General features: G+C 73.4%; 12 protein-coding genes and 1 pseudogene. 6 read left to right on the top strand and 7 right to left on the bottom strand.

The features are described from left to right. Positions 1 to 18: 18 nt before the first annotated feature. The 5 genes and pseudogenes from WME73_RS00660 to WME73_RS00640 all read right to left on the bottom strand — a co-directional run. The gene (locus WME73_RS00660) at positions 19 to 714 is read right to left on the bottom strand and encodes an acetoacetate decarboxylase family protein (RefSeq protein WP_437914417.1); all 696 of its coding nucleotides are present in this window, start codon (positions 712 to 714) and stop codon (positions 19 to 21) included. Beyond that, the gene (locus WME73_RS00655) at positions 711 to 2,408 is read right to left on the bottom strand and encodes an amidase (protein ID WP_437914416.1); all 1,698 of its coding nucleotides are present in this window, start codon (positions 2,406 to 2,408) and stop codon (positions 711 to 713) included. The genes WME73_RS00660 and WME73_RS00655 overlap by 4 nt, the downstream gene beginning before the upstream one ends. Before the next feature lie 198 nt (positions 2,409 to 2,606). Next, positions 2,607 to 3,446: a hypothetical protein gene (locus tag WME73_RS00650; protein WP_437914415.1), complete on the bottom strand. Its 840-nt coding sequence runs from the start codon at positions 3,444 to 3,446 to the stop codon at positions 2,607 to 2,609. Positions 3,447 to 3,875: 429 nt separating this feature from the next. Then, positions 3,876 to 5,168, bottom strand: coding sequence for a hypothetical protein (locus tag WME73_RS00645; protein WP_437914414.1), 1,293 nt, complete (start codon positions 5,166 to 5,168; stop codon positions 3,876 to 3,878). 313 nt (positions 5,169 to 5,481) lie between these two features. Further along, positions 5,482 to 6,135: pseudogene (locus WME73_RS00640) on the bottom strand (YwqJ-related putative deaminase); the annotation flags it as partial. On the opposite strand from WME73_RS00640, the gene WME73_RS00635 reads away from it, so the two are divergent. Further along, positions 6,116 to 6,238, top strand: a complete 123-nt coding sequence (locus WME73_RS00635; RefSeq protein WP_437914413.1) for a hypothetical protein — start codon at positions 6,116 to 6,118, stop codon at positions 6,236 to 6,238. The pseudogene WME73_RS00640 and the gene WME73_RS00635 sit on opposite strands and share 20 nt — an antisense overlap. Positions 6,239 to 6,528: 290 nt before the next feature. Here WME73_RS00635 and WME73_RS00630 read toward each other — a convergent pair whose 3' ends face one another. Continuing rightward, complete coding sequence (locus WME73_RS00630) at positions 6,529 to 6,804, bottom strand: Uma2 family endonuclease (protein ID WP_437914412.1); 276 nt, start codon at positions 6,802 to 6,804, stop codon at positions 6,529 to 6,531. Further along, on the bottom strand, positions 6,801 to 6,950 hold the full coding sequence (locus WME73_RS00625; RefSeq protein ID WP_437914411.1) for a hypothetical protein: 150 nt from the start codon (positions 6,948 to 6,950) through the stop codon (positions 6,801 to 6,803). Before WME73_RS00625 ends, WME73_RS00630 begins: the two co-directional genes overlap by 4 nt. 678 nt (positions 6,951 to 7,628) lie before the next feature. Between WME73_RS00625 and WME73_RS00620 the strand changes: the two genes are divergently transcribed. The 5 genes from WME73_RS00620 (at position 7,629) to WME73_RS00600 (ending at position 17,904) form a co-directional block, all read left to right on the top strand. Next, positions 7,629 to 9,182, top strand: a complete 1,554-nt coding sequence (locus WME73_RS00620) for a DUF2169 family type VI secretion system accessory protein (protein WP_437914410.1) — start codon at positions 7,629 to 7,631, stop codon at positions 9,180 to 9,182. Positions 9,183 to 9,344: 162 nt separating this feature from the next. Next, a complete protein-coding gene (locus WME73_RS00615; RefSeq protein WP_437743619.1) occupies positions 9,345 to 10,805 on the top strand; it encodes a type VI secretion system Vgr family protein in 1,461 nt (486 codons plus the stop codon). Further along, the gene (locus WME73_RS00610) at positions 10,802 to 13,489 is read left to right on the top strand and encodes a type VI secretion system Vgr family protein (RefSeq protein ID WP_437914409.1); all 2,688 of its coding nucleotides are present in this window, start codon (positions 10,802 to 10,804) and stop codon (positions 13,487 to 13,489) included. The genes WME73_RS00615 and WME73_RS00610 overlap by 4 nt, the downstream gene beginning before the upstream one ends. A 48-nt stretch (positions 13,490 to 13,537) precedes the next feature. After that, positions 13,538 to 15,895, top strand: coding sequence for a DUF2169 domain-containing protein (locus WME73_RS00605; RefSeq protein WP_437914408.1), 2,358 nt, complete (start codon positions 13,538 to 13,540; stop codon positions 15,893 to 15,895). Then, entirely contained in the window at positions 15,892 to 17,904 is a 2,013-nt protein-coding gene (locus WME73_RS00600; RefSeq protein WP_437914407.1) for a pentapeptide repeat-containing protein, read from the top strand. The genes WME73_RS00605 and WME73_RS00600 overlap by 4 nt, the downstream gene beginning before the upstream one ends. Positions 17,905 to 17,911: the final 7 nt, after the last annotated feature.

The following is a 17,911-nucleotide window of genomic DNA, read 5'->3' as shown; positions in this document are numbered from 1 at the left end:
GCTGCCCGCGGTGAGAGATCAGAGCGAGCGATGGGGCTCGACGTCGGCGACCGGGAACTCGGCCTGAAAGCTGGAGAGCCGGACGGCGAACACCACACGACCCTCGTCGACGCGCGGCATGCGCGCCGAATCGACGCGCGCCTCGAGCAGGCGCGCGTGGCGGGCGCGCCCGCGCGCGGTCGGCGCGCAGAAATAGTCGTGCCCGTCGCGGTGGTGCACCAGCCGGCGGAGGCGCGCGGGCACGAGCGCGCTCGAGGCGGGCAGGCTCGGGCCCGCGGCCGCGAAGCGCAGATCGGCGAAGACGTCGCCGCCCTGCGATGCCCGGAAGCGCTCGCTCCCGTCCGCCTCGCGCGCGATCTCGAAATCGGCGTGCTCCTTGGGGATACCCCAGTTGAGCTGCCCGTTCACCACGCTGTCCCACGAGCTGACGTAGATCTTGCTGATGGACCAGCAGAGGCCGCGGCGCGTGCGGAAGCGCCCGGGGATGAAAAGGAGCTCGCGATAAGGCCCCACGTTCGACGACGTGTAGTCGAGCGCCATCAGCAGGCTGTAGCGCCCCTCGAAGCGGGGGCGGAGCGCCTCCGGGATGAAGCTCTTCTCCTGGAGCAGCCGCTCCGGGAGCTCGAGCATCACGAGGGTTGCATCGCCAGCCAGCGTCCACGGCGCTGGCGCTGGCTTCACGTCGGGAGGATGACCTCCGGCGCTCCGGCTCATCGCGACCTCTCCTTGGACTCGATGGGATCAGGGACCTCGAGCAGATCGATCGCCCCCGGGGGGCGCCGCGCGCTCGCGAGCTCCGATCGCTCGAGGTGGGCGAGGACGGCGAGGACGGCCGCTTCGTCCCACGCGTCGCCGAGGATCTGCAGGCCGATGGGCAGGCGCTCGGCGTCGACGCCGACGGGCGCCGTGCCGGCGGGGAGGCCGGTGAGGTTGCCGAGGAAGGCGAAGCGGCACATGCCGTCGAGGGCGATGGGATCCAGGAAGGCGCGGCCTTCCTCGGCCTGCGCGTAAGGGGGCGCGGTGATCGCCGTCGTCGGGAGCGCGAGGACGTCGACGCCGGCGAGGGCGCGCGCCACCTCGCGCCGCATGCCCGCGCGCAGCCGCGCGGCGTCGATCTGCTCGAGCGCGGTGACGCCCGAGAGGAGGCTGAAGGTGACGCGCAGGTCCTCGCTGATGAGGTCGCGCTGCTCCCTCCAGGCGCGCTGGAACGCCGCGAGCGACTCGGGGCCGATGACGAGGTAGCCGATGGAGGCCGCGTGCCTGGCGAGGGGGATCTTCACGTCCACGAGGGTCGCGCCCTCGCGCTCGAGCGCGCGCAGCGCCCCCCAGCACACGCTCGCGACCGGGGTGGAGGCGTCGCGCCACTCCGCCTCGTCGACGCCGATGCGCAGGCCGCGCACGCCGGCGCCGAGGCGCGCGCCGAAGCCTCCGGGGGGCGGCGGGGGCGCCCATGCGGTGAGGTCGTCGTCGGGGTCGGGCTCGCTGGCGACGGCGTCGAGGAAGCGCGCGAGATCGGCCGTGCTGCTGGCGATCGGGCCGGCGTGGGCGACCGAGCCCTTGAAGCCGTCGCCGGCGCGGCTGACGCGGCCGAAGGTCGGCTTGATGCCGAAGACGCCGTTCAGCGCGGCGGGCGCCCGGATGGATCCGCCGCCGTCGCCGCTGGCCGCGAGCGGCGCGAGCCCGAGCGCCACGCCGACGGCGGAGCCGGTGGAGGAGCCGCCCGCGGCGCGCTCCTTGTGGTGCGGGTTGTGGGGCATGCGCTGGTGGACGCTGTTGCCGATCGGCGACATGCCCCACTCGGTGAGCACGGTCTTGCAGAGGAACACGGCGCCCGCCTGCCGGAGCCGGGCGACCACGGCGGCGTCGCGCGGCGCGGGCGGCTGCGGGCCGCAGGGCGAGCCGAGCGTGGTCGGGAGGCCCTCGACGTCGAACTCGTCCTTGACGAGCAGGGGCACGCCGTCGAGCAGGCCGCGGGGCCGCCCCGCGGCGTGGCGCGCGGTCGACGCGTCGGCGTCCCTGAGCGTCGCCTCGCGCGACGTGGCGACGGCGATGTTCATGCACGGGCGCTCGGCGGCGAGCGCCTCGAGCGCCGAGAGGGCGCGCTCGGCGACGCGGAGCGGGGTGGTGGCGCCCCTGCGGTAGGCCGCCGCGTAGGCCACCGAGGGCCTGGGCCAGTCGCGGACGGGGGGCGCGCCGAGCCCGGCGTCCTCCCAGCGCCGCGGCGGCGCGGCCTGGAGGGGGCGCGCCTCTGCGGGGACGTCGTCGCGGAAGGCGTCCGGAAGCGAGGCGAGGCGATCGATGCCCAGGCTGCGCTTCATCACTTCCCGGAGCGCGGCGGAGGATCCGGGCGCCTCGGCGGCGAGGCGCGCCGCGGTGAGCGCCCGGCCGGTGAGTCGGGGGACCTTCATGCGGCGCAGCTTACTCGACGGGGCGGGCGGCGCGGCAGGCGGCGAGCGCGGGGCGGATCGAGATCGCGCGGTGGTTGGCGGGGGATCGGCAGGAGGCTCGATCGGCGCTCCTCGTCGGGCCAGGCGCACGCCCGCCCGCCGATCGAGGAGCGTGCGCTCGTGCCGCCAAAGGGAGCGGAGACCGCCGAGATGGAGGACCTACTCCGGGAGGGTCTCGCACACCCGTGCCTCGGCTTGCGGGGTGAAGCACTTCAACAGCGCTCGCTCACCGGAGCGCTGGAACGCTACGAGATCGGCAGAGACCGCCAAGGACGCGAAGTCGTCCGTTCCAATCGGGTCGACCACGAGCCTCAGACGCTCGCAGAGCTCGTTCATCGGGAGATCCGACTCGCGCGTGGCCGCCACCCTCGCGTCGAAGCGGAGGATCCGCTCGACGTAGGCGGCGTAGCTCGATGCCGAGATGGACCACAGGCCCTCCTCAAACGCGTACCGGTGGATACGGCGGTCCTCACCGAGGTAGACGAACACGTCCGACGTCCCGACGTCCCAGTAGCCGACCAGCAATCGCGATGGCTCACCCGGCGGGAGCCAGGCGTCGCCAGGGACGAGGAGCGGCGATTCGAACGCCTGCGCGGAAGCCTCGCCCGCGAAGAACTCGGCGTGGCAGAGCACAGGACCGCACATGGCAGTTCGATCGAACCGCCGGACGCCGTGCGCGAGGCCGAGCGCTTCCGAGACGGCATCGCCAAGGCGGGACGATGCTCCCTGTGCGTGAAACCATGCGAGGAAAGAGGGGATGCCGTCGTTGTTGACGACCACGAACCGCGGGGCCGTGGTCACGTCGTTAAACGACGATTGCCACGGAGCATGCAAGCGTACGATCGCTCGTTTCCCGAGCCCCAGCGATACCCCTCCGCCAGGGAGGCGGTAGCGGACGGCCGCGCTGCCATTGCGCACCCCAAAGGATCCCTCAACACCCCGCTCCCGGTCGTCGAACGATAGCCCCTCGCCTTCCACTGGTTCGCCCTCGGCGAGCACGGCCGAGTAGGCAGGGAACCAGATCGGCTTGTGTGGCTGCCGCTCACCGAAAGCCTGGATCCAGGGGATGAGTCGCTCGGCGCTTCGCGCGTAAAGGCGCCACGTGTCCCGGCTCTCGGTGACCAGCACGGAGCTTTCATACCATCTGAATGAACCACACGTCTCCGGAGCAGAGGGCACATCACCACCGCGCGCGCGAACGGCGTCGAGGATCTCATCGCGAGCGACGGTGGGGGCGCCCGTGCAGGCGAGGTAGCTGTCCTCCCAGCCCGCGAAGCGAGAACGAAGCCGCTCGCGGTCCCTGAATGGGACGCCAGGGAGCGCAGGGAAATCGAGCCTCTGTAGCGTCTGCGGTGAGGTCACAGCTTCCTCGATCTACTCTGAGTACCACGTCGCGTCGGCCCGACGAGCGTCGTCCACCGCGGCACATCAGGCAGACGAGGTGAGGTCGTCCCAGGCAAGCACCGCCTCGGGGCGCAGCTCGCGCATGCGCGTCACGGTTCGGTCGGGTCGCCTCCGCTCGAACACCAGCGCCGCGTCGCCCGCGTAGAACGTGCCGATGGAGTCGCTAGCCTCTTCGACCTCGCTCAGGCCGAGCGCTCGGGAGAGCTCACGGCCAAGCGGCGACAGCGCGATATGGGTCGGCATTTCTTTGGGGTGTCCCCACAGCGCGAGGCGGGCGACGAGCGTGCTGACGGAGTCGCTCGTGCGCTCCCACTCGCCCCAGCTGAAATCGTATGCCCACATACTGCCATCCTCCGTCATACAAGCGAGCGTATCCTGGTTGTCGAGGTCATCCTGGCTCAGGAGAATCGCAGGGCCGCCGGGAGTCTGCTGAATAGGCCACTCCGCGACGCTCCCCTCGGCGAGGGCACGATCGAGCATCAGGATCCCGCCGAAGCGCTGGATCCGATCGACGCTGCGCAGACCGCCAAACGAGCTCTCGGCGTCTTCTGCCGCCCTGGCGAGCGCCTCGCTGCCACCGTTCTCCCGCACCCACGAGGCGAGCCGCGAGGGATCTCCGGGAGCGTGCAGCCGGCACAGCCAACGCGACGCCGCCTCTCTCACGCGGGGTGACAACGGAAGCGTCCTCGACGCTGGATCTACGGTTGCGGAGAGAAACCCGACCACGCTCTGTCGAAATCGCCTATCTGGCGCCGCAAGCGGGAGATCCAGATGCCAGGCTTCGTTGTCCAGGGCTGCTCGGGCGGTCGCATCGACGAGATCGTCGCGAAACTCGATCCAGCCAGACTCCGGCGCGATCGGCGACTCACCGGCCGCTCGCACCACCGGAAAGACGCACTGTAACCGCAGGGCCGCGCACTCTTCGAGCCAGGGCCGCAGGCTGGCCGCCGTGGAACCCAGCACCCGCAAGAACACGTCGTCGCGCAAGGCAAGCACCCCGTCGCAGACATGCCATACGAAGCCGTGCAGACGAGACGAACGACTCGCCTGGCCGATCCGGTGAGCAACGCCCTTGACGAGGGCGGTCGTCTTGTCGAGAGCGGTGACCGGTCCCGTCTTGGGATAGAAATTCCCGACATCGACACGCGCGCGCAGCTCGAATTTCGGAGCACGCCACGGCTCGAGCCTTTCTACCACCTCGTTCAGCTGCGCCAGGGAGGCCGTGAGCTGCTTGGTCCCGCAGATGGATCGGAGCTGGGGGCCGAACGTACCTTTCTCGACGGTTCCGAGCAGGGGATGGCTGAATCGAGTTTTCACGTCGGCCCCCAATCGTTGTTCTCCCCGGAGTCATTCCGGTCACGCGATTGGTGCGGCGCTGAATCTCCGCATTTGATAGATTATTGCGCCCTGCTGCCCGCTCAGCCTCGAGCTGCGCTCGGTACCGCGTCGCGTTGGCCCGGCGAGCGTCGTCCAGGGGCGCTGTGTTTCCCTGGGCGGCCTGTTGCCACGCGCGATCCAGCGGTGCCCCCGCCCCTGCGGGCCTGAAGTTGAGGGGCGGTCCGCCTCTCGGGGGTGACGCGGGGATCGTCTCGGGCTGCTGGCCTGTGCCCGCCAGCGCATGCAAACGAGCCAAGGTCTGCGAGCAGTTCGGACACGGTGCGCATGCGGTTTCATTCACATCGGTGCTTCCGATCGGTCCCATGCGACGCAAGGCGCGGCGAAGGTGCCGCTGGCCTTCCGGTGTACCCGGATCGCATCTCACCCCATTTCGGTCTTCGTAGTCACGGAGATAGTTGCTAATCGCATGCGGCTCGGAGCACCAGGACGGATCCCTGCCCTGGCCGCGCCCGGAGTCTTGAGGGAGCGCGGCGGCGACGGCAGGATGCAGATCGTACAGCGGCCCCTGGCCCGCAGGGTTGCGGTAGCGGGCTGACTGTCCGGTGAACTCCCGCGTGCCGCCTCCTTGAGATCGCGGAAGGCGCCGGGTGCTGAGGTCGGAGCCCATCAGCCCGTCAGCGTCGACCAGCGCGAGCGGCCTTCCGCTCACATACCCGTACGCTTCGAGCCCCCCTTCGAGCCCCAGCGGCTCCGGGCTCAGGTACGTCGCGCTCGCCGGATCGAAGTACCGCCACCGGTTGTAGTGGAGCCCCGTCTCCGGCTCGTACCAGTGGCCCGGGAACCGGACCAGCGTGGCAGCAGCGTCGCCCGCAATAACCCGACCGTACGCATCGGTCTCGAAGACCTGGTCGACGCTCCCGTCAGCATTGACGAGCCCGAGCGGCACAGGCGCCCCGTCCCGGTGCACGAAGTACTTCCAGGCGCCCGGGCCCGCCTCGGTGTCGATCGCCTGCGCGATCGGCGCCGGCGAGCCCGGCGAGTACGCGTAGCGCCGGCGCTCCACCAGCGTGAACGGCGCGGATGCGCCTGTGGCGCTCGCCTGGCACGCAGAAATGTGCTCGGATGGCGCAGCCCATGATGGGTTGACGGAGCGTGGCGTCCCTGCGCTCGACGCCTGAATCCGCGATGAGCTCGACGGGTGAGCGCGAGCCGAGGTTGCCTCGATAGAGGGCCAACGCTCGCATTCCAGAGGCGGAGAGGCCATCACGGCTCACGGGGCGTGCGCCGCCCGAGCGCTCGACCGCCAGGTTGTCACGACGTCCTGTCGATAGCGCCGTCCTCAGGCCCCCGGCTCGGCCGCAGCCTCGTATAGCTCGCGGACGTCGAGTCGAGCGCCGATCGACGCGAGGTGCGCGACGTCGCCATCCCGCGCGATGGCAGACGTGAAGTCGCCGTCGACGTCGCGAGTCCACACCTCCACGCTGCGCTCCCGGTGCGACATTAGGACGTACTGGCGCAAGGAGGCGAGGCTCCTGTAATGCTCGAACTTGTCGCCTCGGTCGTACTCCTCGGTGCTGCGGCTCAGCACCTCGACGATGAGCGTGGGGTTCGTCACGGCTTGGCAGCGAGCGCGGCATGCTCGGGCGTACCTCCCGCCATCGCGTAGATCTGGCCGTCCAGGTACTCGTGCTTGACGTTGCTGGACGCCTCGAGGGTCAGGTACTCGGCGTACGTGTAGTGGACGCGATGTGCCGGGGCCACGATGGCCGCGCAGTATGGCACAGCGCACGGCGTTCGCCGCGGATGGCGGGCGCTCGGGCGCGGCCTCCGCGTCCGGCGCTGCAAAGCGGCGTCTCCGGCGCCCTCGATCGCGCCCGACCCGAACAGCTCGCGAGCCCCGCGGAGCGGCGACATTTCCCAGAAAACGCCGGCCTGGCCGGTCCCAGGCAGGCGCTCGCGGTGCCGGCGGTAGAGCGTGCGCGCGCCGCGCAGTGGGCTCACCATCGTGACCGCCCGGCAGCACCTGGTTCAACAGCTCGCATGCTCCGCTCGGTACGTCGATGACATCGAATCTCCCGCAGAGAATGCCGATGCGCGGACGCGCGACGAGGAGAACTTTAAGCCCTGATGGTGCCGGACACGCACGCGTGGTTCTGGCTCGTCGCGTCCCCGGATCGCCTCTCCGAGCAGGCGGCCGTGGTCGGCGATGGTGCGGATAGGCTTGGCGTCTCGGCCATGAGCTGCTGGGAGATTGCGATGCTCGCCGAAAAAGGGAGGGGCGAGCTCGATCGGCCCGCGCAGAGATCGCTCGAGAACGCGCTCGCCAGAAGCGGAGCGGCGCGATCCCCTTGCCGATTGAACCGGTGATCGCTGCGCCGCGTGACGGCCACAATGGCTTGACAGCAGCGTCGGGGGGCGGGTCTCATCGCTGGTGGATCCATGGCGACGAGCAGCCCTCCGCATGTGAGCGCGACGCCGATCGGCGCTGCGACCGCCGCCGCCATGGCATGGAGGTTCAGGGGCAAGCTCTGGGTGACCGCGATGGTGAAAGCCACCTTCGGGTTCGCCAGCGACACGATGATGCAGCGCATCGCGCCGCAGGAGATCATTCGGGAGGAGGTCCATCACGGCGGGCTCCCCTCGCGGAGCATCCGGTTCACGACCGATCTGGTTCCTCGCCTGCTCAAGGCCGACGTGCTCTTCACGGGCCATGCGCATGCGCCGCACGGCCGCCCCGTCGAGGCGGCGCATGTCCGGCTGGGACTCTTCTCGAACAGTTGGACGCTGCTCGACAAGACGCTGATGGTCCGTAAGCGGGGCGGCTTCGTGCGGCTCCCCATCGATTACGAGCATGCTTTTGGCGGGATCGGCTTCCCGGACAACCCGTTCGGGGAGGGCCATCCGCAGGGCTCGGGCGAGCCGAACATCCTCGATCCGGTCGACGCGAGGCGCGTGGCTGGCTTCGGCCCGATCTCGAAGGTCAGCCCCGCCCGCCGGCGGCTCCTCGGGGCGACCCCGCGCGCCCTGCTGGAGCGCGGTATCCGCGAGATCCCGGACGAGCTCAGCTGGGACTACTTCCAGGCGGCGCCGCCGGATCAGCGCACGCACTTCCTGCGCGGCGACGAGTGGATCGTGATGGACGGCCTGCACCCGAGTGCGCCGCGCATGCGCATGCGCCTGCCCGGCGCGCGCGGCTTCGCGCGCATCCACGGCCTTGCGGACATCGGCCTCGCCGAGCATCAGGAGCTCCCGCTGAGCGCCGACATGCTGCGCATCGACGGCGACGAGCAGCGCTGCACGGTGACGTGGCGCAGCAGCTTCCCCGTGCCCTCGGAGGACGTGCTCCCGCGCATGCGCATCCTCGCCGGCGTCGAGCTCCCGGGCGAGCCGATCGCGTGGCCCGCTCCGGGCGCCGCGGTCAGCAGGGCCGGAGCGACGGCGCCCCGCGCGGGCGCGGCGGGCGACGAGGACGAGGCCGCCCTCGAGTCGACCGTCGCGCTGTCCGCCGCGGCGAGCATGAGTCCCACCGGGACGCTGGACATCGCGCCGAACAGGGCGCTCGTGGTCCCGGCGACGCTGCCGTTTCGTCCGGCCCCCGCAGGCGCCTCGCCGTCGCCGCCGAAACGGCCTGCACCATCGCCGCCCGAGGCTCCGCTCAGCAGGTCGGGGACGATGCAGATGCCGAAGGACGTCGGCAGCCACGCGGCGCGCCAGCCGGCGACTCCCTTCACGGCCGAACCGCCACCCGCGCTGCCGGCCGAGCCGCCCCCTGCGCTGGCGTCCGTGCCGAGCGCTCCCGCCGCCAGCGCGGCCGCGCCCGCGGTCCCCACGCCGGAGCCGGCGAGCCCCGCGGCCGCGGGGGGCGCCTTCGCCTGGGCGACGCCGCCTCCCGAACCGCCGCCCCCGGAGCCGCCGCCCCCCGGAGCGCCGAAGCGCCCCGCGAAGCTCGATGTGCGGGCGCTCCTGTACGGCACCGGCAAGGGGCGAGGCTGACGCTCCGATGCCCGTGAAACCCCGAAGAGCGAGCCCTGGCGGCGCAGGGTGCCAGCAGCCCTCACGCGGCCATCCCGGCGCCCCCGCGGCGCGCACGCCCACGCGGCCTCTCCACCTTTCCGGTGCTCCAGAGAAAGCCGCGGCGGAATCGGAGAACGAGCGATGAAGGAAGCCTCCGGGACGTTGAGCGTTCGCATCGAGTCAGAGCGGGGGCCGTGGGACCACGTGAAGGTCCGCGAGCTCTCCGGGCGAGAGGCGATCTCGCAGCTCTTCTCGTTCGACCTCGACGTCGTGATCGACGAGGGCCGCGAGCTCCCGGCCGACGCCGCGCCCGGCGCCGAGGTCAGCCTGGTCTTCGAGGCCGACGGTGAGGAGATCCGCCGCGTCTCGGGCGTGCTGGGTCCGATCCGGGACCGCCTGGAGCCGCTGGCCGAGCGCGCCACCTGCCGCCTGCGCCTCGTGCCGCGCGCGTTCCGGCTCACCCTCGTCGAGACGCAGGAGATCTACCTGGACCGCAGCGTTCCCGACATCCTCCGGAGCAAGCTCGAGCGGCACGGCCTGGGCTCCGAGGACGTCGACTTGCGGCTGCTCGAGAGCTACCCCGAGCGCGAGTTCGTCGTGCAGTACGGCGAGAGCGATCTCGCGTTCATCAGCCGCCTGGCCGAGCACGTCGGCATCAGCTTCTTCTTCGAGCACGAGGGTGGCCGCGACAGGATGGTCTTCACCGACCACCCGTCCGGCTTCCGCCCCGCCTCGGGCGCGGAGACGGTGCCCTTCCGCGCCCGCGGCGAGGCCGCGGGCATCTTCGCCCTCGAGGTGACGACCGACCTGGTGCCCACCAGCTACGTCGTGCAGGACTACAACTACCGCGCACCGCAGCTCGACCTGACGGCCTACGCCAGCCTGGGCTCGGGCGACGGCGGCGGCGTGGTCGAGTACGGCAGCCACGTCAAGACGCCCGAGGAGGCCGGGAAGCTGGCGCAGATCCGGGCGGACGAGCGGCTGTCGCGGCAGCGCGTGTACGAGGGCAAGGCCAGCCGCGCGGCGCTGTCCGCCGGGCGGCGCGTGACCCTGATCGAGCACCCGCGCTTTCCGGAGCCCGAGGAGCTGCTCCTCGTCGAGGTGGAGCACGAGGCGAGGTTCCCCGCGTTCAAGGACGCCGGCGAGCAGAGCCCCTTTTACAGGAACGCATTCCGCGCCATCCCGGCGCGCGTCGCCTACCGGCCGCCGCGCCGGACGCCGAGGCCGCGCATCTCCGGCGTGGTGACGGGGATCGTGCAGCCGGGGCACGGGGGAAAGACGAACGGCGTCGCTCAGCTCGACGCCGAGGGGCGCTACACGGTCCAGCTCCACTTCGACACGGCGGAGCCGGGCGAGCAGAAGGCCTCGCGCCCGGTCCGGATGGCGCAGCCCTTCAGCGGCGTGGGCCACGGGATGCACTTCCCGCTGCGCCCGGGCACCGAGGTCCTCGTGGCGTTCGCCAACGGCGACCCGGATCGCCCGGTGATCCTCGGGGCCATGTTCAACCCGCTCGCGCCGTCGCCCGTGACGGCCCGCAACGCCAACCAGAGCCGCATCACCACGGCGTCCGGCGCCATGCTCGAGATCTCGGAGAAGCGATGACGAAGCCCACGACGGTCGGGATCCACTTCCGCTCCGAGGCCGCCCCGGCCGGGGCGTTCACGGTGCTGGGGCTCCGCGGCGAGGAGGCGCTGTCGCGCCCGTACCGCTTCGAGATCGATCTCGCGTCGCCCGATCCCGCGCTGCCGCTCGACGACCTCGTCGGCGCGGCCGGGGAGCTCGCTCTCGCCGGCCGCGCGGTCCCGGGGGTCGTGGCCGAGGTGGAGCAGGGCGGCGCGCTCGGCGGCGATCAGTACGCCTACCGGGTCGTGCTCGTGCCGCGCCTCGCCCTGCTGGGCCTCGCGCGGCAGACGCGCATCTACCAGCGGCTCAGCGTGCCGGACCTGGTGGAGGCGGTGATCGCCGGGAGCGGCCTCGGGATCGAGGTGGAGCGGCGACTCGAGCGGGCGTATCCGCCGCGCGAGCACGCCGTGCAGTACCAGGAGAGCGCGCTCGACTTCGTGTCGCGGCAGCTGGAGCAGGCGGGCGTCAGCTACTTCATCGAGCCACGCGGGGGGGCGGAGCGGCTCGTCCTCTGCGACCACCCCGACGGCTTCCGGGGCGCGGTCGAGGCCGCGATGGGGGAGGCCGGAGGGGTGCGCGCGCTGCGCTGCCGGCGCCGGATGTCGCCGCGCGCGCTCGTGCTGCTCGACTACAACGAGCGCACGCCCGAGGTGCCGCTGGAGGCCGAGGCCGAGGTCGACGCGCGCGGCTTCGGGCTGCTCGTCGACGAGGGCGGCTCGTTCGCGGCGCCCGAGGAGGGCGCCGCGCTCGCCGCCGTGCGCGCCGAGGAGCTGCGCTGCCGCGCGACCGTGTACGACGGCGCGATCGGCGCGCCGCTCGCCGCGGGCGAGCGCCTCGGGCTCTCCGGCCATTTCCGGGCCGACTGGAACCGCGATTACCTGGTGACGCGCGCCGTGCACCGCGCCGGGGCGGGCGACGAGCCGCGCTATGCTTGCGAGTTCGAGGCCATCCCGGCCTCGACGCGCTACCGCCCGCCGCGCGCCACGCCGAGGCCGCGCCTCGAGGGCGCGATGGTCGCCCACGTCGACGCGCGCGGCCCGGAGGGCATCGCCGCGGTCGACGCCGAGGGGCGCTACCGCGTGGTGATGCCGTTCGATCTGAGCGGCGCGGCCGAGGCGCAGGGCTCGGTGCCGATGCGCCTGGCGACGCCCTACGGCGGGGCCGACGAGGGCATGCACTTCACGTTGCGCAAGGGCGCCGAGGTGCTGTGGACCGGCGTCGGCGGGGACCCCGAGCGGCCGGTGATCACCGGCGTCGTGCCCAACGCGAAGAGCCGCGTGGTCACGAGCGCCGACGAGGGGCGCGGCCGCATCCGGATGCCGAACGGGGCGATGGTCGAGATGGGAGGCGGCTTCGGGCGCGCGCGCGCCGGCGCTGAGAGCGCGGCGACGCGTGCCAGCGCCGAGGGCGCGCTGCCGATGGAGCAGCAGCTCGGCCAGGACGACATGACGACCACCGCGAGCAGCGCGGAGGACTGGATCCGCATCGCGGTCCCCCACAGCGACGGGAAGTACAGCTACCTGCGCTACGGCGAGCGGGCGACCGCGGCGGCCGGCACGTTCACCGAGTCCGCGCGGCTCGATCCGACCGCGGGGTTCGGCGACAGCGGCTGGACGTGGTCGAGCCTCGACAACGGCTACGACACGAGCTCGAACGAAAGCGACAAGGGGAAAGCCGCGCACTTCGGCTGGGCGGCGAGCGACGGCGTCTACGATCATACGGACGGCAACCGCACGGTCGTGACCCAGGGGGACTACCAGTCGGTCACCACGGGCAACCGCACCGACGTCGTCCTCGGGAACTACCGGCTCGTCATCCCGAACCGGACGCTCGGCATCTTCGACGCGGACTTCTACTCGATGACGTTCAGCAAGGACTGGCAGGGCTGGCGGAAGACGCAGCGCAGCCACGTCTCGACGGTCAACCTCACGTACGGCGACAACTCGAATTTCTTCACCGGCATCAACTTCGGGGCGAGCCTCGGCGGGAACTACAGCATCGCGGCGGGCGTTAACGGCAACGTCTTCCTCGGGCTCAACACGGGGATCACGGCCGGGATGAGCTGCAACATCGCGTACGGCCCGGTGCTCGAGTTCGGCAGCACGAAGAAGCTCACCACGGCCGACGAGCAGGACATCAAGGCGCGCTCCAAGGTGCACCTGCGCGTGCGGAGCACCGACGCCCCGACGGTCGAGGCCGCGAAGCCGTGGGCAGCCGCCGTGGCCGCGGGCGCCCTGGGCGCGGTGGCGGGCCCGCTCGGCGCCTCCGCGGGCAAGGACGATCTCGAGAAGGGCGGCGGGCTCACGGGCGCGACGTGGGGCATCGCGACGCTCGGGGCGCTCGTCGGAACGTACCTGGTCCACAAGCTCGCCCACGCGAACCCGCTGAACGACGCCGAGCTGATCATCGAGCCGACCCAGCTCCTGCTGCGCTGCGGCGGGCTGGCCGGCGCGTACATCAAGATCGAGCCCGCCGCGATCGAGCTCGCCTGCGGTCCCAGCAGCCTCAGGATCGACGCGACGAGCGTGATCGCCGGAACTGGGACCGCCAAGCTGGAGCTGAGCAGCACAGCCGCGTCCTCCGTCCTGAGGTTCGGCGGCCACCAGGTCCAGATCGACGCCGCGGGAGCCCTCATCCAGGGCGCCCAGTTCCACGCGCTCTAGGAGGAGCCCGCTCGGCGGGCGCGCGGCCTGCGCGCGTCGAGAGCTGCCATGAAGATCATCAACCACACCCCCACCACGTTCGCCGCGGTAGCCTGGCAGATCCGGCCCCCGCAATGGGCCCTGTGCCTGATCGCGAAGGGCACCTACCGCCTCGTGCCCGGCGCGCCGGCGATCCCCGCCGACGCCCCGGAGCCGCCGCTCGGCGACGTGCACGAGGGCGACGATCCGCGCGGGGCGCTTCTCCAGGCGTCCGACTTCGCCCCCTTCAAGCCGAAGGCGGATCTCCTGCTGACCGGCAAGGCCCACGCGCCCGGCCGCCGGCCCGTCAGCTCCCTGCCGGTGAGCTTCGCCGTCGGCAAGGCGTCGCTCGCGCTGCAGGTGACCGGCGACCGGTACTGGACCGACCCGGCCGCCGGCAAGCGCACCGACCCGCAGCCGTTCGTCGAGATGCCGCTCGGCTATGGCCGCGCCTTCGGGGGCCCGGGCTTCGCGGCCAACCCGGCGGGGCGCGGCATGTTCGACCCGAGCGAGCGCGATCTCCGGCGACGGCCGCTGCCGAACATCGAGGATCCGCGCGCGCCGGTCGACTCGCCCGCGGCGCGGCCGCCGCCCGCGGGCTTCGGGCCGCTCGCCGCCGCCTGGGCGCTGCGCGCGAGCAAGCTCGGCACCTACGACGAGCGCTGGCTGAAGCAGCGCTGGCCCTTCTTCCCCGACGATTTCGACTGGAGCCACTTCAACGCGGCCGTGCCGGCGCTCCAGGCCGAGTACCCGCGCGGCGACGAGGAAATCGTCTGCCACAACCTGCACCGCGCGCGCCGCGAGTACCGCGCGCGGCTCCCCGGCGTCCGGATGCGCTGCTTCCTCGACGAGCTCGCGGGCGGCGCGGAGCGCTTCCGCGAGGTGCAGCTGCACCTCGACACGGTCCGGGTCGACATGGAGGCCGAGGCGCTCATCCTCGTGTGGCGCGGCCACGCGCCCGTCTCCGCCGAGGACCACCCCGAGGTGCGGCACGTGCTCCTCGAGAGCGAGCCGCTCGGCGAGGGCCGCGTCGCGGCCGCGCGCTACCGCGAGCGGCTCGCGCTCGCGCTGCTGGAGGCGCGCCCTGCCGTGGCGGAGGCGCCCGCCGCGGCGGCGCCGCCCGGCAACGACAACGACGGAGCGTCTCCCCTGGCCGGCGTCGACGACGCCGAGCTCCTCGCGCAGATCCGCGCGACGCTCGAGCGGGGCGGCGCCCCCGCGGTGCTCGTGGCCTCGCTCGGCGCGTCGGTCAATGGCCCGCGCCCGCCCGGCGCGGAGCTCGAGGCGTGGCTGGGCAAGCTCGGCGGGGATCCGGCGCAGCTCGACGAGATCCAGCGGAAGAGCCGCGAGCAGATGAAGAAGGCGCTCGAGGCCGGGGGGCACGACCCGGCGCAGCTCGACGCGCTGGACCGCGAGGACGAGGCGCGGGACCGGGCAGCCACGGAGCGCGCGGCGCCGTGGACGCGCGAGCGCGTGGAACTCTGCCTGTCGATCCGCGAGAGCATGGCGGGCGCCGATCTCTCGGGGCTCGACCTGTCGGGGCTCGACCTCAGCGAGGCGAGCCTCGCGCGCGCGCTGCTCGTCGGCGCCGACCTGACCGGCGCCCGCCTCGCCGGGGCCGACCTCGACGGCGCGACGCTCGCTCGCGCCAGGATGGCGGGCGCGTGGCTCCCGTCGGCCAGGCTGAACGACGCCGACCTCTCCGGCGCCGACCTCGCGGGCGCCGATCTGACCGGCGCGGCGCTCGGCAAGGCGCGCCTCGACCGCGCGACGCTGCGCGGGGCCGTCCTGACCGGCGCGGCCGCGGCCGGCGCCTCGTTCCTCGAGGCCGACCTCACCGGGGCGCGGCTCGACGGCGCGCAGCTCGCCGGCGCCCGCCTCGCGCGCGCGGCGCTCGACCGCGCGTCCTTCGGCGGCGCGGCGCTCGAGGGCGCGAGCCTCGAGGGGGCGCACGGCGAGGCGGTCGACCTGCGCGGCGCCGACCTGCGCGGGCTGCGCGCCTCGGAGCACACCCGCCTGCCGCGCGCCCAGGCGCGCGGCGCCCGCGCCGACGGCTCGCGCTGGATGCACGCCGACCTCACGGGCGCCGACCTCGCGCTGTCGAGCCTGCGCCGCGCGGATCTCGACCGGGCCGAGCTCGGCGGCGCCGACCTGCGCGGCGCCGACCTGGCGGGCGCCGACCTGACGCGGGCGCGGCTCGGCGGCGCCCGCCTCGAGCAGGCGAACCTGCACGGGGCTCGCCTCGAGGCCGCCGACCTGCGCGGCGCCGACCTGCGCGGCGCCGGGCTGTACGAGGCCGCCCTGTGGCAGGCGCGGCTCGAGGGCGCCGACCTGGAGGACGCGCAGCTCGCGTCCACACTGCTCACGAGCGATCGAGGCGCGACGTGACCGGCGCCGCCGCCACCTCCGCGGGTTTCGCGCAGGACAAGGAAGATCTCCTCGCGCGCCTCGACGCCGGACCGCTCGATCCGCCGATGATCGTTGGCCTCGACCTGCGCGGCGTCGACCTCGCGGGCCGCGATCTCTCGGGCGTGCTCTTCAACGGCGTCGACCTGAGCGACGCGCGGCTCGCCGGCGCGCGGCTCGCCGGCGCCGTCTTCCTGGCCGTCACGCTCCGCGGGGCCGATCTGTCGGGCGCGCGCCTCGAGCGCGCGGTGCTCGCGCGCCACGCGCGGCTCACCCGCGACGCCGCGGCCGCGACGCTGCCGCTCGAGGCCGATCGCGACCTCGGCGCCGAGTCCGTCGAGGCGCTGCGCGCCGCCGGGTACGCGGGGTATGCCGCCGGGGCCACGTCGCTCGCCGGCGCGTCGCTCCGCGGGGCCGATCTGTCGGGCGCGCGGCTCGAGGGCGTGGACCTCACCGGCGCCGATCTCTCGGCCGCGACGCTGACCGGCGCCGCGCTCGCGGAGTGCGCCCTCGACGGCGCGCGCCTCGACGGCGCGACGCTCCGCGAGGTCGAGCTCGACCGCTGCGCGCTCGCGGGCGCGAGCTTCATCGACGCCGAGCTCGCCGCCGTGACGCTCATCGGCGTCGCGCTCGGCGCGCTCGACCTGTCGCGCGCGCGCCTCGTCCGCGGGCTCCGCGTTCCGAACCAGGACCTCCGCCGCGCGGCGCTCCCGCGCGACCTCGCCGGCGGCGACCTCACGGGCGCGAACCTCGCCGGCGCGGACCTGTCGGGCTTCGACCTGCGCGGCTGCAAGCTCGACGCGGCCGATCTCGGCGGCGCGCAGCTCCCGTCCGCGGCGCTCGGCGGCGCGTCGCTGCGCGGCGCGTCGCTGCGCGGCGCGCGCCTCACTGGCGCCACGCTGAGCGGGGCCGACCTCGGGGGCGCCGTGCTCGAGCTCGCGAACCTCGACGGCGCCCGGCTCGACGGCGCCGGCCTCGAGGGGGCCGACCTCACCGGCGCCAACCTGTCGGGCTGCGATCTCTCGGGCGCGCGCCTGCGCGGCGCCCGCCTGCGCGGCGCGCTGCTCGCGGCCGCCGCGCTGCGCGGGACCGAGCTCACGGGCGCCGATCTCGCAGAGGCGTCGCTCCAGGACGCCGCGCTCGACGGCGCGGATCTGCGCCGCGCGCGCCTCCCGGGCGCCCGCCTCGCCCGGGCCGAGCTCACCGGCGTCGATCTCTCGGACGCCGACCTCGCGGGCGCCGATCTCTCCGAGGCGCGCATCGCGGGCGGGCGCCTCCGCGGCGCGAACCTGTCCGGCGCGCGCCTGCACGGCGCCACGCTGAAGCGCGCGCAGCTCGCCGGCGCCGCCCTCTCCGGCGCGGATTTCGGGGGGGCCTCGCTCGAGGGGACCTCGCTGCTCGGGCTCGATCTCCGGGGCGTGCGGCTCGCCGGCGCGCGGCTCGCGAGGAGCTCGCTCGTCGAGGCGAAGCTCGGCGGGATGGATCTCTCGGGCGCGGTGCTCCGCGACTGCGACCTGTCGCGCGCGGACCTCCGGGACGCGCGGCTCGACGGGGCCGATCTGGTGCAAGCGAGCCTGGCCGGCGCCCAGCTGGGCGGCGCCTCGCTCGTCTCGGCGCGCCTCGGGGTCGCGAACCTGACCGGCGCCAACCTCCGGGGCGCGCGGCTCGCCGGCGCGGATCTCTCCCGGGCGTGCCTTGACGGCGCCGCGCTCGCGCGCGCCGATCTCGGCGGCGCGCGGCTCGACGAGGCGATGGCGCGCAAGGCGGATCTGAGCGGCGCGCGGCTCGAGGGCGCCTCGCTCGTCGACGCGGACCTGTCGCACGCCGACCTGACGGGCGCCGATCTGTCGGGCGCCGATTGCCGCGGCGTGAACCTGCACCGGGCGGCCACCGCGCACGCGCGCTGGGACGGCGCGAAGCGCGAGGGCGCCCGCGGGACCGATCCGGAGCGTGCCCGCGCCGAGGACTGGCGCCCGCCCACGCTGTTATGAACGGCCG

The organism is Sorangium sp. So ce302, assembly GCF_051530145.1.
GTDB classification, from domain to species: Bacteria; Myxococcota_A; Polyangia; order Polyangiales; family Polyangiaceae; genus Sorangium; species Sorangium cellulosum_B.
Note: the sequence above shows the minus strand (reverse complement) of the source record. Positions and strands in the feature narration are given on the sequence as shown.

Bases quoted from the DNA above. Each gene is read 5' to 3' on its own strand.
- WME73_RS00660 (WP_437914417.1), bottom strand. From the start codon at position 714: ATGAGCCGGAGCGCCGGAGGTCATCCTCCCGACGTGAAGCCAGCGCCA.
- WME73_RS00655 (WP_437914416.1), bottom strand. From the start codon at position 2,408: ATGAAGGTCCCCCGACTCACCGGCCGGGCGCTCACCGCGGCGCGCCTC.
- WME73_RS00620 (WP_437914410.1), top strand. From the start codon at position 7,629: ATGGCGACGAGCAGCCCTCCGCATGTGAGCGCGACGCCGATCGGCGCT.
- WME73_RS00615 (WP_437743619.1), top strand. From the start codon at position 9,345: ATGAAGGAAGCCTCCGGGACGTTGAGCGTTCGCATCGAGTCAGAGCGG.
- WME73_RS00610 (WP_437914409.1), top strand. From the start codon at position 10,802: ATGACGAAGCCCACGACGGTCGGGATCCACTTCCGCTCCGAGGCCGCC.
- WME73_RS00605 (WP_437914408.1), top strand. From the start codon at position 13,538: ATGAAGATCATCAACCACACCCCCACCACGTTCGCCGCGGTAGCCTGG.